The organism is Delftia sp. DT-2, from assembly GCF_028401915.1.
Lineage (GTDB): Bacteria > Pseudomonadota > Gammaproteobacteria > Burkholderiales > Burkholderiaceae_C > Comamonas > Comamonas tsuruhatensis.
The window spans coordinates 80829-103792 of record NZ_JAQOTI010000004.1; the positions used below are offsets into that span (position 1 = coordinate 80829).

Genomic DNA, 22964 nt, shown 5'->3' on the forward strand with positions numbered 1-22964 from the left:
TCATGTCTCCTGTTGCGTGGTCTGCAGGCCGGCGATGCGCTCGGCGCTCCAGCCCGCCTGGGCCAGCAGCGCCGCCGTGTGCTCACCCAGGCGCGGGGGCATGCCCATGGGCACCTGCAGGCCATCCATGCGCACGGAGGAGCGAGGCAGGTGCACGGTGCCCATGGCGGGGTCGTGCAGCGGCACGAAGAACTTCGTGGCCTGCAGATGCGGATCGGCGGGAAGCTCATCCATGCGCGCCACCGGGGCGGCGGGAATCTCCAGGCGCTGGCAGGTATCGAGCCAGTACTGGGTGCCGTGCAGGGCCACATGCTCGCCTGCGGTCTCCAGCAGCTCGGCAATGTGGGCCGTGCGGCTGGCCTGGCTGGCAAAGCGCGCATCCAGGGCCAGCTGCGGCTGGCCCACGGCGGCGAAGAAGCGCTGCCAGTGCGCATCGGTGTACGGCATCATGCAGACGTGGCCGTCCAGCGTTCGGTAGGGCTTGCGCCAGGGCGCCATCACGCGCGGGTAGCCTGCGCCGCTGAGCGCGGGGCTGAAGTGCATGCCGTAGAAATGCTCGACCAGGTTGAAGCCCACCATGGTCTCGTACATGGGCACTTCGACAAAGCAGCCGTGGCCGCTGCGCTCGCGCTGGAACAGCGCCGCCAGCACGGCATGCGCGGCCACCAGGGCGCAGGTCTTGTCGGCCGCGATGGTGGGCAGGTAGCGCGCCTCGCCCGTCTGGCGCTCCATCAGGTCGGCCAGGCCGCTCATGCCCTGGATGACGTCGTCGTAGGCGGGCATGCCCGCATAGGGGCCGTCCTCGCCAAAGCCATGCAGGCCTGCGTAGACCAGGCGCGGATAGCGCTCGCGCAGCGTGTCGGGGTCCAGGCCCAGCGGGGCCAGCTTCTGCGGGCGCATGCTGTGCATGAACACATCGGCCGTGGCCAGCAGCGCATGCAGGGCCTGGCGCGCCTCGTCCTGCTTGAGATCGAGCACCACGCTCTTCTTGCTGCGGTTGGTGCCCATGAACATGGCTGCCATGCCGGGCTCCACGGCCGGGCCGGTGTGGCGCGTGGAGTCGCCGGCCGGCGGCTCGATCTTGATGACTTCGGCGCCATAGTCGGCCAGCACCTGGCTGGCCAGCGGCCCGAACACCACGCTGGACAGATCCAGCACCCGAATCCCTGTCAACGCAGCCTGCACTGTGGTCTCCATGTTGCTTCAGGGAGCCAGTATTTGATATCTTTGAAGTCGCGTCTAAGACTTAATTCAGCATCGCTGATACACGGTGGATATCAATGGACCTGCGCCAACTGCGTCACTTCGTCATCCTGGCCCGCACGCTCAACTACCGGCAGGCGGCCGAGCAGCTGCACATGTCGCAGCCGCCGCTGTCCCAATCCATCCGCCGGCTCGAAGACAGCCTGGGCGTGCAGCTGTTCCAGCGCGACCGCCGGGGCACGGAGCTGACCGAGGCAGGCCGGGCGGCCCTGGAAAGTGCCGAGCTGGCACTGCACCATGCGCGCCAGGTGCAGGAGGTCTCGCAGGCCACGGCCAGCGGCGAGCGCGGCCGGCTGCACATAGGCTTCATAGGCTCGGCCACGTTCTCGCTGATTCCACGGCTGGTGCAGGCCTTTCGCAGCGAATATCCGCTGATCGACCTGGTGCTGACCGAATCGACCACGCGCGAGATCTGCGCGCAGGTGGCCAGCGGCGATTTCGATGCCGGCCTGCTGCGCTACCCTGTGACGCAGGCCACCGAGCTGTCCATCACGCCCGTGGAAAAGGACGAACTGGTGGCCGTGCTGCCCGAAGGCAACCCGCTGCTGCAGCGGCCCGCCTTGCGGCTGCGGGATCTGGCCGACCAGCCCTTCGTCAACTACCGCCCCAGCGAAGTGCCCGGCCTGCATGCGCTGGTGGTGCTGGCCTGCCAGAACGCGGGCTTCATGCCCCAGGTCAAGCAGCATGCGGTGCAGGCCCAGACCCTGGTCAGCCTGGTGGGCGCGGGCCTGGGCGTGGCCCTGGTGCCGGCCGTCGTGGCCAAGGGCAGCACGCCGGGCGTGGTGTTCCGCACGCTGCAAGACGCCGGGACCCTGCCCTCCATCGGCCTGGCCCTGGCGCTCAACCCGCACCAGAGCGCAGCGGCCGGCCAGCGCCTGCGCGAATTGCTGCTGCGGCTGAACGCCTGACGGACGGCCTGGCGGACGGCGTGGCAGAAGCCGCCGCAGAAAAGACAAAGGCCGCGGATGCGGCCTTTGACAATCAGGGCGACGAAGCCGGCTGGCTTGCGCGCGCCCTCGGCGCCACGGCGCTTATGCGCCTGCGCGCGAAGCGCGCTTGCGCTCGTTCTCGGACAGGTGGCGCTTGCGCACGCGGATGCTCTTGGGGGTGATTTCCACCAGCTCGTCGTCCTCGATGAATTCCACCGCGTATTCCAGCGACAGGTCGATCGGGGGCGTGATCTTGATGGCATCTTCCTTGCCGGACACGCGGAAGTTGGTCAGCTGCTTGGTACGCGTGGCGTTGACCACCAGGTCGTTGTCACGGCTGTGGATGCCGATGATCATGCCTTCGTACACGGGATCGTTGGCCTTGACGAACATGCGGCCACGGTCGTCCAGCTTGCCCAGGGCGTAGGTGAAGATTTCGCCTTCGTCCATGGAGATCAGCACACCGTTCTTGCGGCCGCCGATTTCGCCCTTGTGCGGCTCGTAGCTGTCGAAGATGTTGGAGATCAGGCCGGAACCACGGGTCAGGTTCAGGAATTCGTTGGTGAAGCCGATCAGGCCACGCGCAGGAATGCGGTATTCCAGGCGCACGCGGCCGCGGCCATCGGGTTCCATGTTGACCAGCTCGCCCTTGCGCTCGCCCAGGGCCTGCATCACGCCACCCTGGTGGCCTTCCTCGATGTCGGCCGTCACCAGCTCGATGGGCTCGTGGCGCACGCCGTCCACGTCGCGGTAGACCACGCGGGGCTTGGACACGGCCAGCTCGTAGCCTTCACGGCGCATTTCTTCCAGCAGGATGGTCAGGTGCAGTTCGCCGCGGCCCGACACTTCGAAGATGCCGTCTTCGTCGGTTTCCTTGACACGCAGGGCCACGTTGGAACGCAGTTCCTTTTGCAGGCGGTCCCAGATCTGGCGGCTGGTCACGAACTTGCCTTCACGGCCCGCCAGCGGCGAGGTGTTGACGCAGAAGTTCATGGTCAGCGTGGGCTCGTCGATCTTGAGCATCGGCAGCGGCCGGGGGTTCAGCGGGTCGGTCAGCGTGACGCCCATGCCCAGGTCGGCGATACCGTTGACCAGCACGATGTCGCTGGGGCCGGCTTCGGTCACCTGCACGCGGTCGATGCCCTGGAACTTCAGCACCTGGTTGATGCGGCCCTTGTAGCTCTTGCCGTCAGGACCTTCCATGACCAGCACGTCGGTCGAAGGCTTGAGCGTGCCGGAGGTGATGCGGCCCACGCCGATGCGGCCCACGAAGGTGGAGTAGTCCAGCGCCGAGATCTGCATTTGCAGCGGAGCGGCGGGATCGCCCTTGACCGAAGGCACGTGCTTCAGGATGGTGTCGAACAGGGCCGACATGTCGGGGCCCCACTGCTCGCCCGGAGCGCCTTCTTCCAGCGAGGTCCAGCCGTTGATGCCCGAGGCGTACACCACGGGGAAGTCCAGCTGCTCGTCGGTGGCACCCAGCTTGTCGAACAGGTCGAACGCGGCGTTGACCACGTAGTCGGGACGCGCACCGGGCTTGTCCACCTTGTTGACCACGAGGATGGGCTTCAGGCCCAGGGCCAGTGCCTTCTTGGTCACGAAGCGCGTCTGGGGCATGGGGCCTTCCTGCGCGTCGATCAGCAGCACCACGCCGTCGACCATGGACAGGGCACGCTCCACTTCACCGCCGAAGTCCGCGTGGCCGGGCGTGTCGAGGATGTTGATGTGCGTGTCGTTCCAGCTCACGGCGCAGTTCTTGGCCAGGATGGTGATGCCACGCTCGCGTTCGATGGCGTTGTTGTCCATCACCGTGTCCACGACTTTCTCGTGTTCGGCGAAGGTTCCGGATTGGCGCAGCAGCTGGTCCACCATGGTGGTTTTGCCGTGGTCCACGTGGGCGATGATCGCGATATTGCGGATTTGTTTGCTCATAGTGTTTTCCCATTGCCGCTGCGTCATGGGCGCGGCGTGTCTTCCAAAATCTGTTGAATTTCCAGTGAACTGAGCAGGCGGGCGGGGATGAGTTCCCCACGCACCACGCGCCCCACCCCCAGCAGAGCCTGGGGGTTTTCGCCATACACAGCCACCGCCTCGGCATCGGCCCAAGCGCCCTTGCGGGGCAGGCCCGTGAGAAAACGGGCCGCATCTTGCTCGCCCAGCGTGACAGCCGTGTGGCTGGCCAGCAAGGCATCGACAGGCTGCAACTGCTGCAGACGCTCGTCCTCGCCCATGGCGGCCAGCGCCTCCAGCGAGATACAGCGCTCGACACCCAGCCCGCCGGTGTCGATACGGCGCAGCGCGCGCAGGTGCGCGCCGCAGCCCAGGGCCTCTCCCACGTCCTCCGCCAGCGTGCGGATATAGGTGCCCTTGCTGCAGGTCACCAGCATCCGGATCGCCGGCTGGCCTTGGCTGTCTTGCGTCAGCGAAAGCTCCAGTGCGTGGATTGTCACTTCGCGCGCCGGACGCTCGACTTCGATGCCGGCACGCGCATATTCATAGAGAGCCTTGCCGTCCTTCTTGAGGGCGCTGTACATGGGTGGCACCTGGCGGATCGCACCCGTGAACTGCGCCTGCACGGCGGCCAATCGCTCGGCCGTGAGGGCGGCGAAGTCAACGGCGCGCTCGCGCAGCACCTCGCCCTCGGCATCGGCCGTGGTCGTGGTCTGGCCCAGGCGCGCAATCGCCTCGTAGGTCTTGGCAGCTTCAAGCTGCAACTGGCTGAACTTGGTCGCCGCACCGAAGCACAGCGGCAGCACGCCGGTGGCCAACGGGTCCAGCGTGCCGGTGTGTCCGGCCTTTTCGGCGCGCAGCAACCACTTGACCTTCTGCAAGGCGTCGTTGCTGGACAGCTCCAGCGGTTTGTCGAGCAGCAACACCCCATGCACAGGGCGCCGCTGCACCCTTGTGCGTGGCGCGTTCATGGGGCTACTCTTCCTTCCCGCGCGAGGAGACGGCCTTGGCGATCAAGGCGTTCATGTCGGCCGCACGCTCGGTGGTGCGGTCGTAGATGAAGTGCAGCGTGGGCACGGTATGGATGTGCAGGCGCTTGAACAGGCCGTTGCGCAGGAAGCCTGCGGCCTGGTTCAGGGCGTCCTGCGTCTCCTGCGGATCGCCGATCAGCAGGCTGAAGTAGACCTTGGCGTGGGCATAGTCCGGAGTCACCTCCACGCTTTGCAGCGTCACCATGCCCACGCGCGGGTCCTTCAACTCGCGTGCGATCAGCTCCGCCAGATCCCGCTGGATCTGGTCGGAGACTTTGAAGCTGCGGTTCGGCGCAGCGGACTTGCGTGTTGCCATGTCGAATTACAGCGAGCGCGCGATTTCCTTGATCTCGAACACTTCGAGCACGTCGCCTTCGCGAATGTCGTTGTAGTTCTTGAGCTTGATACCGCACTCGAAGCCTTCCTTGACTTCCTTGACGTCGTCCTTCAGGCGCTTGAGCGATTCGATCTCGCCCGTGTAGATGACCACGTTCTCGCGCAGCAGGCGGAAATGCGCATTGCGCGTAACCTGGCCTTGCGTGATGTACGAGCCAGCCACGGTGCCGATCTTCGACGCCACGAACACGGTACGGATCTCGGCCATGCCGATGATCTCTTCCTTGCGCTCGGGAGCCAGCATGCCGGACATCGCTGCCTTCACCTCTTCGACGGCGTCGTAGATGATGTTGTAGTAGCGCAGGTCCACATCGTTGCTCTCGGCCGTCTTGCGCGCCTGGGCATCGGCCCGGACGTTGAAGCCGATGATGATGGCCTTGGAGGCCAGCGCCAGGTTCACGTCGGACTCGCTGATGCCGCCCACGCCCGAGTAGACCAGCTGCACGCGGATCTCTTCGGTGGAGAGCTTGAGCAGCGATGCGCCCAGTGCTTCCTGCGAGCCCTGCATGTCGGCCTTGACGATGATGGGCAGGGTCTGGACCTCGCCCGCACCCATTTCGGCGAACATGTTCTCGAGCTTGGCAGCCTGCTGGCGGGCCAGCTTGGTGTTGCGGAACTTGCCGGCGCGGTAGGTCGCGATTTCGCGGGCGCGGCGCTCGTCCTGCAGCACCATGAAGTCGTCGCCGGCCTGGGGCACGTCGGACAGACCCTGGATTTCCACCGGGATGGAGGGGCCAGCGGACTTGGTCTGCTTGCCGTCTTCGTCCAGCATGGCGCGCACGCGGCCGTAGGTCTGGCCTGCCAGCACCACGTCGCCCACCTTCAGCGTGCCGGACTGCACCAGCACCGTGGCCACGGGGCCGCGGCCCTTGTCCAGCTGCGCTTCGATGACCAGACCCTTGGCAGCGGCTTCCACGGGAGCGGTCAGCTCCAGCACTTCGGCCTGCAGCAGGACCTGTTCCAGCAGCTCGTCGATGCCCTGGCCGGTCTTGGACGACACGGCGATGAACGGGGACTCGCCGCCGTACTCTTCAGGCACCACCTGCTCGGCCACCAGGCCTTGCTTGACGCGGTCGAGGTTGGCATCGGGCTTGTCGGCCTTGGTGATGGCAACCACGATGGGCACACCCGCCGCCTTCGCGTGCTTGATGGCTTCCTTGGTCTGGGGCATCACGCCGTCGTCGGCAGCACACACCAGGATGACGATGTCGGTGGCCTGTGCACCACGGGCACGCATGGCCGTGAAGGCCTCGTGGCCCGGGGTGTCCAGGAAGGTGACGATGCCGCGGGGCGTCGTCACATGGTAGGCACCGATGTGCTGGGTGATGCCGCCGGCTTCGCCCGACGCAACCTTGGTGCGGCGGATGTAGTCCAGCAGCGAGGTCTTGCCGTGGTCCACGTGGCCCATGACGGTGACCACGGGGGCGCGCGACTCCTGGGCAGCTTCCTGCTGGGACACTTCCTCGGCCGTGAAGGCTTCGGGATCGTCCAGCGCAGCGACCTTGGCGGTGTGGCCCATTTCCTCGACCACGATCATGGCCGTGTCCTGGTCCAGGGGCTGGTTGATGGTGACCATCTGGCCCATCTTCATCAGCACCTTGATCAGCTCGGATGCCTTGACCGACATCTTGTGCGCCAGCTCGGCCACGGTGATGGTCTCGGGCACGTGCACTTCAATGGCACGGAATTCCGTTGCCGCGCTCTGGTGCTGTCCGTCATTGCGGTCATTGCCACGACGCCCGCCACGCGGGCCGCCGCGCCAGTTGGAACGGCCGCCCACGCCACCGGAGCTGTCGCCACGGGTCTTGATTTCCTTCTTCTTGCCATCGCCGGCCCAGCTCGAGGAGAGCTTGGCGGACTTGACTTCCTTGCCGGCGCCGGCAGGCGCGCGCGCACCGGCTCCGCCGGCGGTCGTGCCAGCGGGCTTGTGCAGCGTGGTCTTCTTGGCATCGGCGGCAGCAGGCGCTGCAGGCTTTGCCACGGGCTTGGGCTCTTCGGGCTTCTTGGCCACGAGCACCTTCTTGGGCGCAGCCATCATGGCGCGAATGGCTTCGGCTTCGGCCAGCGCCTTGCGGCGGCGGTCTTCCAGATCCTTGGCGCGTTCGGCTTCCTCGGCCGCACGGGCCTTGGACTCTTCCTCGGCCTTGGCGCGTGCCGCGAGCTGGGCTTCGGCGCGCGCTATCTGGCCGGCAGCCTGCTCGCGCGAGGCTTCCTGCTTAGCGCGGTTGGCCTCGACAATCTTTGCGGCTTCGGCAGCCGCATAGGCGGCTGCGCGCTCTTCGGCTTCGCGCTCGCGCTGTTGGACTAGCTCGCGCTCTTCGCGCTCACGGCGTTGCTGTGCCAATTCTTCCTCCTCCCGGCCGATCATTTCGGCCTGGCGACGTGCTTCCCCTTCGCGGCGCACCAATTCCTGAGATTCGCGCTCCGACGCCGCGCGCTGCTCCTGGGCAGCCGCAACGGCAGCGGGATCGGAGGCGCCTTCGGCGGCCTCGTCGCGCTTGACGAAGGTGCGCTTCTTGCGCACTTCCACCTGGATGGTGCGGGCGCGGCCCGACGAATCGGCCTGCTTGATCTCGCTGGTGGACCGTTTGGTCAGCGTGATCTTCTTGGCGCCACTTCCGTGGCTGGCCTGCAGATGGCTGAGCAGTTGCTGCTTGTCGCCGTCGGTCAACGCATCCGATGCGTTGTCCTTGGCGACGCCTGCAGCCTTGAGCTGCTGCAGCAACGTGTCAGGGGTCTTGTTGAGCTCTTTTGCAAACTCGGCAACCGTATTACTGGACATAAATGCTCTGAACCTCCCTGACCTTACTCTTGCCCTTCGGTGAACCAGTGCTCACGCGCCTTCATGATCAAAGCCTTCGCTTCTTCCTCGGTCTGCCCGGTCAGCTCGGTCAACTCATCGATGGCCAGATCGGCCAGATCGTCGCGAGTGTGCACATTGGCCTCGGCCAGCTTGTCCACGATCTCCGGAGTCATTCCCTCGAGCGTCAGCAGATCCTGCGACACCTTGCCCACGTTTTCCTCGTGCGCGATTTCCTGCGTCAGCAGGGCATCCTTCGCACGGGTGCGCAGCTCGTTCACCGTCTCTTCGTCGAACGCCTCGATTTCGAGCATTTCCTGCAGCGGCACGTAGGCCACTTCTTCCAGGGTCTCGAAACCTTCCTCGATGAGGATGTTGGCGATTTCCTCGTCCACATCGAGCTTTTCCATGAACAGCTGGCGCGCAACGGCAGACTCGTCCGCCTGCTTTTGCGCAGACTCAGCCGCGTCCATGATGTTGATCTTCCAGCCGGTAAGCTCGGAAGCCAGGCGAACGTTCTGGCCGCCACGGCCGATGGCGATGGCGAGGTTTTCCTCGTCAACCACCACGTCCATGGCGTGCTTTTCCTCGTCCACAACGATGGACGACACATTGGCCGGAGCCAGCGCACCGATCACGAACTGTGCGGGGTCCTCGGACCACAGCACGATGTCCACGCGCTCGCCAGCCAATTCATTGGTGACGGCGTTGACGCGGGTGCCCCGCACGCCGACACAGGTGCCGATGGGATCGACACGCTTGTCATGGCTGAGCACGGCGATCTTGGCGCGGCTGCCGGCATCGCGAGCGCAGCTCTTGATCTCCAGCAGGCCCTGCTCGATCTCGGGCACTTCGTTGCGGAACAGCTCGACCATGAACTCCGGCGCCGAACGCGACAGGATGATGGGCGCGCCGCGCAGCGTGGCGTCCACTTCCATGATCATGGCCCGCACGCGGTCGCCGTTGCGCAGGTTTTCCTTGGGGATCATTTCGCTGCGGCGCAGGCGTCCTTCGACACGGCCGGCCTCGACGATGATGTCGCCCTTGTCCATGCGCTTGACCGTGCCCGTGAAGATCCGGTCGCCGCGCGACAGGAACTCGTTGAGCAGCATTTCGCGCTCGGCATCGCGGATCTTTTGCAGGATGACCTGCTTGGCCGCCATCGCACCGATGCGGCCGATGGGCACCGACTCGATCTCTTCCTCGATGTACTCGCCTTCGGAGATGCCGGGGACGCGGTCCTGTGCGTCCATCAGCATTTCTTCGGCATCGGGGTTTTGCAGGCCCGCATCATCGGGCACCACCAGCCAGCGGCGGAAGGTGTCGTAGTTACCGCTGTCGCGATCGATGGCCACGCGGATGTCCACTTCACCTTGGTACAGCTTCTTCGTGGCTTGGGCCAGGGCCGATTCCACTGCACCGAACACCAAATCGCGCTCCACGTTCTTTTCGCGCGAAATGGCTTCTACCAACATCAACAATTCGCGATTCATGCGACGACTCTCCTATTTCAATCACGCAGAAAGGGGATGGCAATGCCCTTCTGCCCCAATGATTCGACGTACCCTGCCCGCTCCGATCAGACCGGCTTGGCAGAACGCCCCTTGAAATCCACAAGGGGAGCCAGACGCGCCTCGCGCAGCTCCTCCAGCGTGAAACCCAGCGCCTGCAGGGGCGCGGGAACACGCTTCTTGCTGACCCTCTGGCCAGGCTTGGCGGGTGGCTCGTCGCTCCAGACGATCTGCCAGCCACCACCTTCGGCACGCTCCAGCGTGCCGCGGAATTTCTTGCGATTGGCGCTGACCTGCCCTTCAGCGGCAGCGCCGATGGGCTCCTTGAGGGTCAGGTCGATGACTTCCCCGACAAAGCGGATGAAGTCCTGCTCATGCCGCAGGGGGCGGTCGATGCCCGGGGAGGAGACCTCGAGGCGCGTGTAATCCGTGCCATCGACCTCCAGCGCGAACTGCAGCTGGCGCGTGATCTTCTCGCAGTCCTCGACTGTCACGAACTGCTCCGGCACCACCGGCTCGCCCTCCACCGGGGGCTGCCAAGGCAAATCAATTGTGACGCGCAACAGCCCGCCTGCCGAGCGTTCTATTTCCACCAGGTCATAGCCCAGACCTGTCACGGTTTGTTCAACGATTTGCTGTAGTGCCACGTGTAATTAAATTCAATCCTGCAAACACAAAAGACCCGGAACGCCCCTGGAACCTTGGCAGCAGCCATGTCCCAACAGCGCCGAGCCCCATGGCAATCCCTAAGGTCGCCCGAAGATCGCCCAAAAAAAAGGGCGGTTGGTACCCGCCCGTTTGGTCGTGAATATGCCATTGTATCCGCAAACGACCTCCAGGCCAAGTTCGCGCCGTACAAAAACAGGCGCTGGCAGGCACTGCGCAAGGCAGCCCAGGCCAGGGCGGACACCCCTCCGCCGGATGCTCAGGCGCCCACGCGCTCAAGCGCCTGCGCCGACTGAAGCCGCCGCAAAAGGGCCTGCGCTTCGGCGGGGTCGGCCGGGGCCGCGCCAGGGTCCTGGGCCAATGACTGCAGCATGCGCGCCACAACGCCCGGCTGGGGCAGCACCGGCCCCAGAAAGCGCGCGCGCTCGCCGTCAGCGATCAGCACAGAGGGAAAGGTTTCGATGTCCAGGTCCCCGGCCACATCCTCGCGGTCCTCGACATCAAGCCAGACGAAGTGCATCTGCGGGAACTGGGTGGCCAGCTCCGCAAACGCGCTCCGGTACTGGTTACAAACGCCGCACCATTGCGCACACAGGCAAACCACCCACCAGGGGCTGGCTGCCGCGCTGTCGTCCGGCAGCTTGCCGGCCATTGAATCCATGGAAAACCTCTCAGAAACCACGCCCTTCCCGGGCGCGATAAACCTCCATGGTACCGATTTCCGCCGCCTTGTTGCCCCAGGCATTGCGCACATAGCTGGCCACGGCGGCCACCTGTGCGTCAGACAGCACATGGCCAAAGGGCGGCATGCCATGCGGCTGCGGCTGTTGCCGCGTGGACGGGGGATAGCCACCGTCCAGCAGCACCAGCAGCAGGTTGCGCGGCTCGGCCATGGTCACGGAGGCATTGCCGGCCAGCGCAGGAAACGCGCCCGGTGTTCCCTGGCCCTGCGCACCATGGCAGACCGCGCACTGCCGTTCGTACACGGCCCGCCCCAAGGCCATCTGCCCGGGCTGCACAGCCTTGATGGCGCCGTGCCCGTCTGTGCCGGCAGATGGGGCAGCAGCGCCCTGCTCCTGCAGATAGGAAGCCAGCGCCTGCAGATCCTTTGGCTGCCAGTGCTGGGTGCTGCGCGCCACGACTTCGGCCATGGGGCCCAGTGCCGAGCCTGAAGGGCCGGACCCCGTCTGCAGCAACTGCACCCAGGCGGACTCCTGGCCGGCACGCACACCCGCCTCGCCGGGATCGAGCAGCGAAGGCGCATACCAGGACTGCCCTGCCACAAAGCCGCCGGACATGGCCTGGCCGGAGGCACCCAGGCCATTGCGCGGCGCATGGCAGGCCGCGCAATGGCCCAGCCCCTGGGCAAGATAGGCGCCGCGATTCCAGGCCGGGGCCTTCCCTGGCTGGTCCTGCCAATCCTTCGGCGAGAAGAACAGCGCCCGCCAGACGGCCAGCGACCCCTGCCAGCCATAGGGAAAGTCCAGCGCATGCGGCGGCGTCTGCGCGCGCACGGCGGGCAGGCTTTGCAGATAGGCGAACAAGGCGTCCGAATCGGCGCGCGTCACGCGGGTGTAGCTGTCATACGGGAAGGCGGGATACAGCAGGCGCCCTTCGCGCGAGCGCCCGTTGTGCAGCGCACGCCAGAAGTCCTGCGCCGACCACAGTCCCAAGCCCGTCTCCTTGTCGGAGGTGAGATTGCTGGTGTACAGCGTGCCGAACGCGGTGGGCAAGCCCCGCCCGCCCGCATATTCGGCACCGCCCGCCGCCGTGTGGCAGCCAGCGCAGTTGCCTACCCGCGCAAGGTAGGCGCCGCGCTCGACCAGGGCGGCCTGTGTTTCGGTCGATCCCGACCAGCCGCCGTGGCCATAGGCATGAACCCCCTGCTCCCCCCGCAGGTTGAGCCAGACCAGCAGCAGCCCCACCAGGACCAGGACCACAAGAGCCAGCAGGGGCCACCGCCCGCGTACGCTCGCGCTGGCCGGATTTTCCACTTGGATACTCATGGCCTGCCCTCCTGACCGCCCACAGCGGCCACCGCACCGCAGCGCAGCGGCAAGGAGCGCGCCAAGGCCTCATGTCCTCCCGGCGTCGCCGATGCAGGCCGCGACGACAGCCATGCCGTGACGGCCACGACTTCCTGCGGCGTCAGCGCCTTGGCCACCTGGTCCATGCAATCGGGAGCGGCCGCCTGACGCTGGCCCGAGCGCCAGGCGCCGATCTGGCTGTTGAGATAGTCGCGTGACAGGCCCAGCAGACCCGGGATATCGTCGCCCGCGCCCATGAGCCGCTGGCCATGGCAGGCAGCACAGGCGGGCAGGCCCCGCTGCGCGTCGCCCTGCAGCACCAGCTGCTCGCCACGCGCGAGGTCGGCGGGCGGCAGCTGCGCCGGCACGGGCGACGCATAGGGCAGCTCAAGGCTTGCGAAATGCACGGCGATCTGGCGCAGATAGTCGTCCGACATGAATTCGATCAGCCGGTTCATGGCCGGATAGCTGCGGCGCCCCTGCTGGAAATTCTTGAGCTGGCGGTAAAGATAGCCCGCAGGCTTGCCCGCAATGCGAGGAAAGTAGCCGCTGGGTGTGGCCCGTCCCTCGGGACCATGGCAGGCCGTGCAGGCCAGCACCCTGGACGCCATGGAGCCCACATCGGGCAGAGGCGCACTGACCACGGCGGGGGGCAGGTCCGCCATCGGCACGCCCGGTGCCGGCTGGGCGGACTGCGCCATCACGCCGCATGCACAGGCCGCCAGCCATGCGCCCAGCACGCTCCTTGCCCCCTTGACGCCTGAAAGCCCTGTCCCGTACCGCCATCGCCTGCCATGTGCCATGTCCGACGCCTCCTTTTGCGTCCTGCCGACGCGCGAATGTAGTAAACCCGTCACAAGATGCCAGTCCAGCAGGAAAAGGCCCATCGGTTGAGACCCTGCCATGACCGGGCTATGCTGGCTTCTGGCTTGTCCAGAACATCGCCCGCAAGGGCTGGAGGACGGAAATTCATGGAATACAAGGACTACTACCGCATCCTGGCCGTGGACCGGCAGGCCAGTGCTGACGAGATCAAGAAGGCCTACCGCAAGCTGGCGCGCAAGTACCACCCGGACATCAGCAAGGAAGCGGATGCCTCGCAACGCATGGCCGAGATCAATGAAGCCAACGCCGTGCTGTCCGATCCCGAAAAGCGTGCCGCCTACGACGCGCTGGCCGATGCGCCCCGCCGCAGCGCAGGCGCCGGCGGATTCCAGCCGCCACCGGACTGGGAAGGTCAGGACTTCCACTTTCGCAGCGGCGATGGCGCCATGCCGGACGGCGATGCGGATTTCAGCGAATTCTTCTCGCAGATGTTCGGCCAGGGCGCCCGCGCGCGCCATGCGGGCGGCGGGCAGCACCGACCTCCACCCGACCTGCGGGGGCAGGACCAGCACGCCAGCATCGAGCTGGACCTGCTGGACAGCTACCACGGCGCCCAGCGCAGCCTGCACCTGCGCAGCACGGTGCTGGATGAGGACGGGCGGCCGGTGGCGCGGGACAAGGAATTGCAGGTCAGCATTCCCAAGGGGGTGCGCGAAGGCCAGATGATCCGTCTGGCAGGCCAGGGGGGCCCGGGCCTGGGCAACGGTCCGGCAGGCGATCTGCTGCTGGAAGTGCACCTGCGCCACGACCCGCGCTGGTGGGCCGAGGGCAAGGATGTCTACCAGCCCGTGTCCCTGGCTCCCTGGGAAGCCGCACTGGGCGGCCCGGTCCGCGTGGCCACCATTGCCGGTGAATTCGAGGTCAGCGTGCCCGCGGGCAGCCGCGCTGGCCGCAAGCTGCGCATCAAGGGCAAGGGCTTGCCAGCCGCCACGCCGGGCGACCTGTACCTGGTGCTGGGCATCGCCCTGCCCGAGCCCAAGACCGACGCCCAGCGCCAGGCCTATACAGCACTGGCCCAGGCCTTTCCTTCGTTCGATGCCCGCCAGCACGCAGCGGGCCAAGGAGCCACGCGATGAGCACGCCGCTGTATCCCTTCTACGAGCCCGCAGAACTGCTGGGCGAAGGCGCTCTGGACCTGCAGGATCTCGCCCGCCACTGCCAGCGCAACACCGCCTGGGTGGTGGAGCGCGTGCAGACCGGGGTGCTGTACTGCGAGAACGAGCCGGCCGGCGACGCGGCCGACGCGCAGGCACAGTGGCGCTTCAGCAGCCACATGCTGGTGCGTGCGCGCCGCATAGCCCATCTGGAGCACAGCTTCGATGCCGACCCTCAACTGGCCGCGCTGACGGCGGACCTGATCGAGGAAGTGCAGATGCTGCGCCGCAAGCTCCAGGCACTGCAGCACTGAGCGCATTCGCCCCAAAAGCAAAAGCCCTCTTTCGAGGGCTCTTGCTTTCGGAACGCGGCCGCAGCAGTCATGCATGCGGCCAGCCGTGCTCAGCGGTGACGCTTGCCGGGGTTCTTCTTGGTATGGGTGTGGGCGCCACGGGCGCGGCTCACGCGCTGGCCACGGCCGGGCGTCGGCAGGGTGACGCCGTTGGGCAGGGGAGGCTGGGGAGTGAACTTGCGGTCGGCTTCGGTAACGATCTTGTTGCCCATGGCATTTCCTTCTTCAAAAAAATGAGAACGCGCAATTAGGCCATAGACCTGCAGGCCCGCGCATAAAAAAACACATGGCCTGCTCCGGCATAGGGAAAGTTCCTGCGTTGCGCAGCCCGCACAGCCGCAGTTCCGGCAGCGCCGGCCTACACCGCGGCCCGGCGTTCTGTCCTAAAGTAGGAGCACGCTGCCAAGCGCACATGATGCCCCTGGCATGCGCTCCTGCCTGAACACGGAGTTCCGCACGATGTCACCCCGCCAACCACGCACAGAAGTCACCACCCCGTCCACACCCCGCCCTGCCTGGGTTCGGCCCGCGGCAGGCCTGGCTGGGCTTGCCGTCGGGGCCGCTGCAGCCGCCTTGCTTTGGAAGGGCCTGCGCAACCCGCCCATTCCTGCCACAGTGGAGCCCGTACGCGGCTGGGACATCCAGCGCTACATGGGCCGCTGGTACGAGGTGGCCCGCATAGACCACCGCTTCGAAAAAGGCCTGGAGCGCACCCAGGCCGAATACACGCCGCTTCCCGATGGAAGCGTGCATGTGCTGAACCGGGGCTACGACGCAGGCCGCCGGCGCTGGAAGTCCGCTGAAGGCAAGGCCCGCACGGTGCATGGACCCGGCGTTGCGGCGCTCAAGGTCTCGTTCTTCGGACCGTTCTACGGCGGCTACAACGTGGTGGCCCTGGATGCCGACTACCGCTGGGCCATGGTGGTCGGCTCGGACCTGCGCTATTTCTGGATTCTTTCGCGCACCCCTGAACTGCCCGATGGCGTGGCAGCGCGCCTGCTGGCCCAGGCCCGGCTGCTGGGCGTGCCCGTGGACAAGGTGCAGTGGATTCTTCAGGACGGTGTCAATCCCACGGGCAGCTGGTAGCGGCCCGGCGGCAGGCCGGCGAACTCAGAACCCTTCGGGCATGCCGTCACCCGAAAAGCCAGCAGCCTCCACCAGCCGCTGGGTATAGGACTCACGCGGCGCGCCCAGCACCTGGGCCACGGGGCCGGATTCGACGATGGCGCCATCCTTCATCACCACCACGTCATGGGCCATGGCGCGGATCACGTCCACATCGTGCGTGATGAGCAGATAGGCCAGGCCACGTTCGCGCTGCAGCCGCTGCAGCAGGCCCAGCACCTGCTGCTGAATGGTCACATCCAGCGCACTGGTGGGCTCGTCAAGCACCAGCACTTCAGGCTCCAGCACCAGGGCACGCGCAATGGCGATACGCTGGCGCTGGCCCCCGGAGAACTCATGCGGATAGCGATCGAGCAGACCGGGGAACTGCTCATCCGTCAGCCCGACGGCAGACAGCATGTCCACGACACGGTCACGGCGCTGCCGCCCCGTGAGCGCCGGGGCGTGCACGCGCAGGCCCTCGCCAACAATCTGCTCCAGCGTCAGCCGTGGCGACAGCGATGAATACGGGTCCTGGAACACCACTTGCACCTTGCGCCGCAGCGCAAGATTGGCCGGCGAGTTGCGCGTGGCCGGCTGCCTCCAGGCCTGGCCAGCGATGCGCAGTTGGCCTTCATGCGGCAGCAGGCCCAGCACGGCCTGGGCCAGCGTGGACTTGCCCGAGCCCGACTCCCCGACCACACCCACGGTGCGCCCGGGCATCAGGTCCAGGTCGGCGGACTGCACGGCAACAAAACGCCCCTGGCCAAACCAGCCGCGCACGCCCGTCAACGGCACCGGGTAGCTGACCTTGAGGCCCTGCGCATGGACCAGCGGCTCGGGAGCCGCCCCCGGTGTACCGGCCTGCGCCTCGACCAGATCGCGGCGCGGCACACTGGCCAGCAGCTTGCGCGTGTAGGCATGGCGCGGAGCTGCCATGACCGCCGGCACCTCGCCCTGCTCCACCAGCTGCCCGCGCTCCATCACCGCCACGCGATCGGCAAAGCGCCGCACCAGGTGCAGGTCGTGGGTGATCATCAGCACGGCCATGCCGGTCTGGCGTTGCAGGTCATCGAGCAATTGCAGGATCTGTCCGCGCAGCGTGACGTCGAGCGCCGTGGTCGGCTCATCGGCCAGCAGCAGGCGCGGGCTGCTGGCCAGTGCCATGGCGATCATGGCGCGCTGACGCTGGCCGCCGCTGAGCTGATGCGGAAAGGCGCGGGCACGGCGCACGGGCTCGGCAATGCCCGTGGTCGCCAGCAGTTCGGCCGCCTGGGCCAGGGACTGCGCCCGCGTCAGCCCCTGCTTGAGGCGCAGCACCTCGCCCACCTGTTCGCCCACGGTCATCAGCGGATTGAGCGCCGTCATGGGCTCCTGGAAGATCATGGCTACGTCGCCGCCGCGCACGGCCCGCATCTCGCGCTCGGGCAGGCGCAGGAGGTCGCGGCCGTCGAAAAGCGCCTGCCCGCCCAGCTGGGCGTCACCGGCCAGCCGCAGCAGGGACAGCGCCGTGATGGTCTTGCCCGAACCGGACTCACCCACCAGCGCCAGCTTCTCACCGGCCGCCAGATCGAAGCTCACGCCGTGCACCACGTCCTTGCTGCCAAAGCGCACGCGCAGGTTGCGCACAGACAGCAGCGTCCGGCCGCGACCGGGGGCGGAAGGCATGTCCATTGCCGGCTGCTCTGCGTTCATGCGGCGTCCTTCGCATCAACGGCCGGGGCTGCATCGGTGGCAGCGGCCTTGCGCGGGTCCAGCGCATCGCGCAGCGCATCGCCCATGAAGGTCAGCAGCAGCAGCGTCACCACCAGCACCGCAAAGGTGGACAGCGAGATCCACCAGGCATCGATGCTGTTCTTGCCCTGGCTCAGCAACTCGCCCAGGCTGGGCGTATCGGGCGGAACGCCCAGGCCCAGGAAATCAAGCGAAGTCAGCGCCAGGATGGCTGCACTCATGCGAAACGGCAAAAAGGTGACCACGGGCGTCATGCTGTTGGGCAGCAGATGGCGCCAGATCAGCGCGCCATTGCCCACGCCCAGCGCACGCGCCGACTTCACGTAGTCGAGCTGGCGGTTGCGCAGGAATTCGGCCCGCACATAGTCCGACAGCCCCATCCAGCCGAACAGCGACAGCAGCACCAGCAGCAGCGAGACGCTGGGCGCCAGCACCGCGCTGAAGATGATCAGCAGATACAGCTCGGGCATGGAGCCCCAGATCTCGATGAAGCGCTGAAACGCCAGATCGGTCCTGCCGCCGAAAAAGCCCTGGATGGCCCCCGTCACCACGCCCAGCACCACGCCGGAGGCCGTCAGCGCCAGCGCAAACAGCACGCTCACGCGAAAGCCGTAGATCAGTTGCGCAAGCAGATCGCGCCCGCGATCGTCCGTGCCCAGCAGGTTCTCGCGCGAGGGCGGCGCCGGATTGGGCAAGCTCGCAAAGTAGTTGAGCGCCTGCGGCCCGTAGGGATTGAGCGTGTACAGCGCCCAGTTGCCACCCTGGCTCAGGCGATCCCGGATGTAGGGATCCAGATAGTCGGCCGCCGTCTCGAAGTCGCCGCCGAAGGTCTTCTCGGAATAATCGTTCCACAGCGGCCAGTAGGTCTGGCCTTCGTAGCGCACCACCAGGGGCCGGTCGTTGCTGATCAGCTCGGCGCCCAGGCTCAGCACCACCATCACGCAAAAAGCGACCAGGCTCCAATATCCCAGCCGATTGCGCCTGAACCGCAGCCAGGCCCGCCGCGCCGGCGAAACCGCCGCCGCCGCCATCGGTGCAGGCGCCCCAGCCCCTGGCAGCCCCGTTCCAGAAACCACAACGGATTGCATTTCAGTGTCCATGTCGCTCCAGGAAACGAAGCCCGGCGCCACGCGCCGCCCGTCCGCCCCCCGCGATACAGGGCGCCGTGCATACCGGGCAAGCCGCGAAGCGGCTCGGAAGGTACCTAGTCAAACCGTACACGCGGATCCACCCACACATAACAAAGATCGCTGACCAGCTTGGTCACCAGGCCGATCAGCGTGAACAGGTACAGCGTGCCCAGCACCACGGGATAGTCGCGCCGTATCACGCTGTCATAGCTGAGCAGGCCCAGGCCGTCCAGCGAGAACAGCGTTTCTATCAGCAGCGAGCCCGTGAAGAAGGCACCGATGAAGGCGGCCGGAAAGCCGGTGACGATGGGAATCAGCGCATTGCGCAGCACATGCCGATAAAGCACCTGCCGCTCCGACAGGCCCTTGGCGCGGGCTGTCAGCACATATTGCTTGCGGATCTCTTCCAGAAAGGCATTCTTGGTGAGCATGGCGGTGATGGCGAAGCTGCCCGCCACCATGGCCGTGACCGGCAGCGCGATATGCCATAGATAGTCCACGATGCGCGCGCCCCAGGACAGCTCATCCCAGTTGGCCGAGGTCAGCCCGCGCAGCGGAAACCATTGCAGCTGCCCGCCGAAGATCACCAGCAGCGCCACGCCCAGCACAAAGCCCGGAATCGCATAGCCCACCAGGATCAGCAGCGTGGTGAAGAAGTCGAAACGCGAGCCGGCACGCACGGCCTTGGCAATGCCCAGGGGCACGGCCACGAGGTAGCTGATGAAAAAGGTCCACAGGCCCAGGCTGGCCGAGACCGGCAGCTTCTCCTTGATCAGCTGCCAGACATCCTTGTTCTGAAAGAAACTGCGCCCCAGGTCGAACCGCGCGAACTGCCCGAGCATCTGGAAGAAGCGCTCATGGGCCGGCTTGTCAAAGCCGTAGAGTGCCTTGATCTGCTCTATGCGCTGGGGGTCCACCCCCTGGTTGCCACGGTAGGCCAGGCCACCGCCTTCGCCGCCACGGCCCACGCTGGCCTTGGCTTCGGCAAGGTACTGCTCCACCGGGCCACCGGGCACGAACTGCACGACCACGAAGGTCAGCAGCAGCACGCCCAGCAGGGTCGGCACCATCAGCAGCAAGCGTTTGAGTATGTAGGCCCACATAAGAAGTCCTGCATTATGTCGATTGCCGGGGGGCACCCCGGCCCGGGAGCGTGCCCATCATGCAACGGATCGCAACGATGCGGCGGCAGCGCCCGCTCATGGAGGCGGCGCGGTCAGCACCGGCATGCGGGCCCACCAGGTATCCATGGCCCAGCTCTCGCCCTTCGCGTAGGCGGGAACCACGGCGGGCCGCACCAGCCGCCAGGAGTCGTAGACCATGCGGTGCGTTCCCGCGCTCCACTGCGGAATCAGGTAGTGTCCATGCGCGATGACACGCTCCAGTGCGTGGCACGCGGGCAACAGCTGCGCCTCGGTCTTGGCCTCGGTCATGCGCCGGATCAAGGCATCGACGGCGGGATTCTTGACTCCGGGAAAATTGCCCGAGCCGTCCGTGTCCGCCGCCCGACTGCCGAACAGGTCGGCGAATTCCTGGCCCGGGTTGTTCGTGCCCTGGTAGGCAATGGAGATGATGTCGTAGTCGAACTTCTCCACGCGCTGCTGGTACAGCGCAAAGTCCGCCGAGCGAAAGCGCAGCCGTATGCCCAGCTTTTCCAGATTGCGTATCCAGGGCGAGACCTGGCGTATGCCCGACTCGCTGCTGTCCAGGTACTCCAGCTCCATGGCCTGGCCCCGCGCATTGCGCAGCACGCCATCCTGAATGGTCCAGCCGGCATCGGCCAGCAATTGCCGCGCCTGGCGCAGGTTGGCACGCAGCGAGTTGTTGCCATCGGTGCGCGGCGGCTCGGCCATGGGGCCGAAAGCCTCCGGCGGAATGCTCTTGCGCAGGGGCTCCATGAGCGCCAGCTCCTCTGGCGAGGGCTCGCCATGGGTCTCGCAGGCCGTGTTGCCGAACAGCCCGCGCACGCGCTGGTAGGAGCCGTAGAACATCTGCCGGTTCATCCATTCGTAGTCCAGGGCCAGGTCCAGCGCACGGCGAACGCGCACGTCCTGCAGCAAAGGGCGCCGGGTATTGAGCACATAGCTCTGGAACCCCGAGGGCAGCTTGTTGCTGAATTCGCCCTTGACCAGCTCGCCCCGGTCGAAGCGCTTGCCGTACAGGCGCCGCGCCCAGTCGCCGGCGCTGTAAAAACGCATCAGGTCGAACTCGCCGGCCTTCAGCGCTTCCAGCTTCGCCGTGTTGTCGCGGTAGATCTTGACGGAGATGCGGTCGAAATTGGCCGTGCCCACGCGCGCGGGCAGATCGCGCCCCCAGTAGTCCGGGTCGCGCACATAGGTGATGTCCTTGCCGAAGCGCACAGGTCCTATCCTGTAGGGCCCACTGCCGATGGGCGTATCCGTCACCACCTGGTCGAAGGGCTTGGGCTTGCCGTTTTCCATGCCCCAGTCGCGGCTGAAGACGGGAATGGCGCCCACAACCAGCGGCAGTTCCCGGTTCGGCTGCTTGAAGCGAAAGCGCACCGTGCGTTCATCCAGCACGTCGACCCCCGCCACATCGAAGAACAGCGATCGGTAGCCAGGCAATGCGTGCGGCCCCACCAGCGTGTCATAGCTGAACTTGACATCGGCAGCCAGCACGGGCTTGCCGTTGTGAAAGCGCGCTTGCGGCCGCAGCCGGAACGTGGCCGACAGGCCGTCGGGGGCAGCCTGCACATCCTCTGCCAGCAGTCCGTAGCCCGTGGCGGTCTCGTCCAGCGAGGGCCACAGCAGGGTGTCGAACATCAGTTCGGCCAGATAGGCCGGAGACGATCCCTTGATGGTGAACGGGTTGTACTTGTCAAAGGTGGAGATGCGCAGGTTGCTCACCAGGCGCAGCTCGCCGCCCTTGGGGGCCTTGGCGTTGACATAGTCGAAATGGCTGAAGCCCTCGGCATAGCGGGGCTCTCCCCACAGGGCATAGGCATGCGAGCCCCACGCCGGCACACACGCCGAGGCCAGCAGCAGCGAAGAAATCATCCAATGGCGCATGCGACAATTCTGCACCACGCAGCCAGCCGCCCGCTGGCAAACGCTGACGCGGGGCCCCGCCTTCGCCGCCAGCTGCTGCGCACTTCCACTCACTTCCTCTGGAGAACAACAATGGGCTTTCTCGCCGGTAAAAAACTGCTGATCACGGGCGTTCTGTCCAACCGCTCCATCGCCTACGGCATCGCCAAGGCCTGCCACGCACAGGGCGCGGAGCTGGCGTTCAGCTATGTGGGCGAGCGCTTCAAGGACCGCATCACCGAGTTCGCCGCCGAATTCGACTCCAAGCTGATCTTCGACTGCGACGTGGCCGACGACGCCCAGATCGACAAGCTGTTCGCCGACCTGGGCGCCACCTGGGGCAAGTTCGACGGCTTCGTGCACAGCATCGGCTTCGCGCCGCGCGAGGCCATCGCCGGCAACTTCCTGGAAGGCCTGTCGCGCGAGGGCTTCAAGATCGCGCACGACATCAGCGCCTACAGCTTCCCCGCGATGGCCAAGGCGGCCCTGCCTTACCTCAATGACAAGTCCTCGCTGCTGACGCTGTCGTACCTGGGCGCGTTGCGCTCCATCCCCAACTACAACACCATGGGCCTGGCCAAGGCATCGCTGGAAGCCTCGGTGCGCTACCTGGCCGAGGCCGTGGGCCGCACGGCAGACGGCCGCGCCATCCGCGCCAACGGCATCTCGGCCGGTCCCATCAAGACGCTGGCCGCATCGGGCATCAAGGACTTCGGCAAGCTGCTGGGCCGCGTGGCCGATGCATCGCCGCTGCGCCGCAACGTGACCATCGAGGATGTGGGCAATGTGGCCGCCTTCCTGCTGTCCGACCTGGCCTCGGGCGTGACGGCCGAGATCACCTACGTGGACGGCGGCTTCAGCCAGACTGCAGGCCTGTCGGCCGACCAGGTCTAAGCGGCCACCGCCACCCGACCGGCCCCGCAGGCATTGCCGCCTGCGGGGCTTTTTTTCGCCCGGAACCCACGACTGCGGGTCCTGCCTGCACGCGCAAGGAAATACACATCGGCTTGACTGAGGTCATTTTTGTTTTGAATGAGAATGATT

The 22964-nt window shown here is 66.2% G+C and carries 20 protein-coding genes; 5 read left to right on the forward strand and 15 right to left on the reverse strand.

The annotated features are described in order from the left end of the window. Entirely contained in the window at positions 1-1197 is a 1197-nt protein-coding gene (locus tag PO605_RS07655; protein WP_047472683.1) for a CaiB/BaiF CoA transferase family protein, read from the reverse strand. An 83-nt stretch (positions 1198-1280) separates the two neighbouring features. Between PO605_RS07655 and PO605_RS07660 the strand changes: the two genes are divergently transcribed. Continuing rightward, entirely contained in the window at positions 1281-2171 is an 891-nt protein-coding gene (locus PO605_RS07660; RefSeq protein ID WP_047472682.1) for a LysR family transcriptional regulator, read from the forward strand. Between the two features lie 123 nt (positions 2172-2294). On the opposite strand, the gene typA is transcribed toward PO605_RS07660, so the two are convergent. The 9 genes from typA to PO605_RS07705 form a co-directional block, all read right to left on the reverse strand. Continuing rightward, complete coding sequence (gene typA / locus PO605_RS07665; RefSeq protein WP_026062109.1) at positions 2295-4124, reverse strand: translational GTPase TypA; 1830 nt, start codon at positions 4122-4124, stop codon at positions 2295-2297. Positions 4125-4147: 23 nt separating this feature from the next. Then, positions 4148-5113 (reverse strand): tRNA pseudouridine(55) synthase TruB, encoded by a 966-nt coding sequence (gene truB / locus PO605_RS07670; protein WP_047472681.1) that lies wholly within the window; start codon positions 5111-5113, stop codon positions 4148-4150. Positions 5114-5117: 4 nt separating this feature from the next. Next, positions 5118-5489 carry a 30S ribosome-binding factor RbfA gene (gene rbfA, locus PO605_RS07675; RefSeq protein ID WP_016448883.1) on the reverse strand — a complete coding sequence of 124 codons (372 nt, stop codon included), beginning with the start codon at positions 5487-5489 and terminating at the stop codon, positions 5118-5120. Positions 5490-5495: 6 nt separating this feature from the next. Continuing rightward, entirely contained in the window at positions 5496-8351 is a 2856-nt protein-coding gene (gene infB, locus PO605_RS07680; protein ID WP_016448884.1) for a translation initiation factor IF-2, read from the reverse strand. Positions 8352-8374: 23 nt separating this feature from the next. Next, positions 8375-9862, reverse strand: a complete 1488-nt coding sequence (gene nusA, locus PO605_RS07685; protein WP_016448885.1) for a transcription termination factor NusA — start codon at positions 9860-9862, stop codon at positions 8375-8377. Positions 9863-9948: 86 nt separating this feature from the next. Beyond that, positions 9949-10527, reverse strand: coding sequence for a ribosome maturation factor RimP (gene rimP, locus PO605_RS07690; RefSeq protein WP_047472680.1), 579 nt, complete (start codon positions 10525-10527; stop codon positions 9949-9951). Positions 10528-10805: 278 nt separating this feature from the next. Next, complete coding sequence (locus tag PO605_RS07695) at positions 10806-11207, reverse strand: thioredoxin family protein (RefSeq protein WP_016452383.1); 402 nt, start codon at positions 11205-11207, stop codon at positions 10806-10808. Between the two features lie 10 nt (positions 11208-11217). Then, positions 11218-12552 carry a c-type cytochrome gene (locus PO605_RS07700; protein ID WP_047472679.1) on the reverse strand — a complete coding sequence of 445 codons (1335 nt, stop codon included), beginning with the start codon at positions 12550-12552 and terminating at the stop codon, positions 11218-11220. Next, positions 12549-13376, reverse strand: coding sequence for a c-type cytochrome (locus PO605_RS07705; protein ID WP_047472678.1), 828 nt, complete (start codon positions 13374-13376; stop codon positions 12549-12551). The genes PO605_RS07700 and PO605_RS07705 overlap by 4 nt, the downstream gene beginning before the upstream one ends. A gap of 168 nt (positions 13377-13544) precedes the next feature. Here PO605_RS07705 and PO605_RS07710 point away from each other — a divergent pair, with 168 nt between their 5' ends. Together PO605_RS07710 and PO605_RS07715 are read left to right on the forward strand one after the other, a co-directional pair. Then, entirely contained in the window at positions 13545-14534 is a 990-nt protein-coding gene (locus tag PO605_RS07710; RefSeq protein WP_047472677.1) for a DnaJ C-terminal domain-containing protein, read from the forward strand. Then, positions 14531-14866 (forward strand): MerR family transcriptional regulator, encoded by a 336-nt coding sequence (locus tag PO605_RS07715; protein ID WP_047217228.1) that lies wholly within the window; start codon positions 14531-14533, stop codon positions 14864-14866. Before PO605_RS07710 ends, PO605_RS07715 begins: the two co-directional genes overlap by 4 nt. A gap of 89 nt (positions 14867-14955) precedes the next feature. On the opposite strand, the gene PO605_RS07720 is transcribed toward PO605_RS07715, so the two are convergent. Then, a complete protein-coding gene (locus PO605_RS07720) occupies positions 14956-15117 on the reverse strand; it encodes a hypothetical protein (RefSeq protein ID WP_012204826.1) in 162 nt (53 codons plus the stop codon). A 247-nt stretch (positions 15118-15364) separates the two neighbouring features. Between PO605_RS07720 and PO605_RS07725 the strand changes: the two genes are divergently transcribed. Next, complete coding sequence (locus PO605_RS07725) at positions 15365-15991, forward strand: lipocalin family protein (protein ID WP_016448892.1); 627 nt, start codon at positions 15365-15367, stop codon at positions 15989-15991. A gap of 24 nt (positions 15992-16015) precedes the next feature. On the opposite strand, the gene PO605_RS07730 is transcribed toward PO605_RS07725, so the two are convergent. From PO605_RS07730 to PO605_RS07745, 4 genes are all read right to left on the reverse strand, one after another. Continuing rightward, the gene (locus PO605_RS07730; RefSeq protein ID WP_046240372.1) at positions 16016-17704 is read right to left on the reverse strand and encodes an ABC transporter ATP-binding protein; all 1689 of its coding nucleotides are present in this window, start codon (positions 17702-17704) and stop codon (positions 16016-16018) included. Beyond that, the gene (locus PO605_RS07735) at positions 17701-18774 is read right to left on the reverse strand and encodes an ABC transporter permease (RefSeq protein WP_082001570.1); all 1074 of its coding nucleotides are present in this window, start codon (positions 18772-18774) and stop codon (positions 17701-17703) included. The genes PO605_RS07730 and PO605_RS07735 overlap by 4 nt, the downstream gene beginning before the upstream one ends. Positions 18775-18947: 173 nt before the next feature. After that, positions 18948-19976 (reverse strand): microcin C ABC transporter permease YejB, encoded by a 1029-nt coding sequence (locus PO605_RS07740; protein WP_016448895.1) that lies wholly within the window; start codon positions 19974-19976, stop codon positions 18948-18950. Between the two features lie 96 nt (positions 19977-20072). After that, a complete protein-coding gene (locus PO605_RS07745; RefSeq protein WP_016448896.1) occupies positions 20073-21890 on the reverse strand; it encodes an extracellular solute-binding protein in 1818 nt (605 codons plus the stop codon). Between the two features lie 123 nt (positions 21891-22013). Here PO605_RS07745 and fabI point away from each other — a divergent pair, with 123 nt between their 5' ends. Then, the gene (fabI, locus tag PO605_RS07750; protein ID WP_016448897.1) at positions 22014-22814 is read left to right on the forward strand and encodes an enoyl-ACP reductase FabI; all 801 of its coding nucleotides are present in this window, start codon (positions 22014-22016) and stop codon (positions 22812-22814) included. Positions 22815-22964: the final 150 nt, after the last annotated feature.

Excerpts from the sequence above, each read along its gene's own strand:
- PO605_RS07655 (WP_047472683.1), bottom strand. The coding sequence starts at position 1,197 with ATGGAGACCACAGTGCAGGCTGCGTTGACAGGGATTCGGGTGCTGGAT.
- PO605_RS07660 (WP_047472682.1), top strand. The coding sequence starts at position 1,281 with ATGGACCTGCGCCAACTGCGTCACTTCGTCATCCTGGCCCGCACGCTC.
- typA (WP_026062109.1), bottom strand. The coding sequence starts at position 4,124 with ATGAGCAAACAAATCCGCAATATCGCGATCATCGCCCACGTGGACCAC.
- truB (WP_047472681.1), bottom strand. The coding sequence starts at position 5,113 with ATGAACGCGCCACGCACAAGGGTGCAGCGGCGCCCTGTGCATGGGGTG.
- rbfA (WP_016448883.1), bottom strand. The coding sequence starts at position 5,489 with ATGGCAACACGCAAGTCCGCTGCGCCGAACCGCAGCTTCAAAGTCTCC.
- infB (WP_016448884.1), bottom strand. The coding sequence starts at position 8,351 with ATGTCCAGTAATACGGTTGCCGAGTTTGCAAAAGAGCTCAACAAGACC.
- nusA (WP_016448885.1), bottom strand. The coding sequence starts at position 9,862 with ATGAATCGCGAATTGTTGATGTTGGTAGAAGCCATTTCGCGCGAAAAG.
- PO605_RS07695 (WP_016452383.1), bottom strand. The coding sequence starts at position 11,207 with ATGGATTCAATGGCCGGCAAGCTGCCGGACGACAGCGCGGCAGCCAGC.
- PO605_RS07700 (WP_047472679.1), bottom strand. The coding sequence starts at position 12,552 with ATGAGTATCCAAGTGGAAAATCCGGCCAGCGCGAGCGTACGCGGGCGG.
- PO605_RS07705 (WP_047472678.1), bottom strand. The coding sequence starts at position 13,376 with ATGGCACATGGCAGGCGATGGCGGTACGGGACAGGGCTTTCAGGCGTC.
- PO605_RS07710 (WP_047472677.1), top strand. The coding sequence starts at position 13,545 with ATGGAATACAAGGACTACTACCGCATCCTGGCCGTGGACCGGCAGGCC.
- PO605_RS07715 (WP_047217228.1), top strand. The coding sequence starts at position 14,531 with ATGAGCACGCCGCTGTATCCCTTCTACGAGCCCGCAGAACTGCTGGGC.
- PO605_RS07720 (WP_012204826.1), bottom strand. The coding sequence starts at position 15,117 with ATGGGCAACAAGATCGTTACCGAAGCCGACCGCAAGTTCACTCCCCAG.
- PO605_RS07725 (WP_016448892.1), top strand. The coding sequence starts at position 15,365 with ATGTCACCCCGCCAACCACGCACAGAAGTCACCACCCCGTCCACACCC.
- PO605_RS07730 (WP_046240372.1), bottom strand. The coding sequence starts at position 17,704 with ATGAACGCAGAGCAGCCGGCAATGGACATGCCTTCCGCCCCCGGTCGC.
- PO605_RS07735 (WP_082001570.1), bottom strand. The coding sequence starts at position 18,774 with ATGGCGGCGGCGGCGGTTTCGCCGGCGCGGCGGGCCTGGCTGCGGTTC.
- PO605_RS07740 (WP_016448895.1), bottom strand. The coding sequence starts at position 19,976 with ATGTGGGCCTACATACTCAAACGCTTGCTGCTGATGGTGCCGACCCTG.
- PO605_RS07745 (WP_016448896.1), bottom strand. The coding sequence starts at position 21,890 with ATGATTTCTTCGCTGCTGCTGGCCTCGGCGTGTGTGCCGGCGTGGGGC.
- fabI (WP_016448897.1), top strand. The coding sequence starts at position 22,014 with ATGGGCTTTCTCGCCGGTAAAAAACTGCTGATCACGGGCGTTCTGTCC.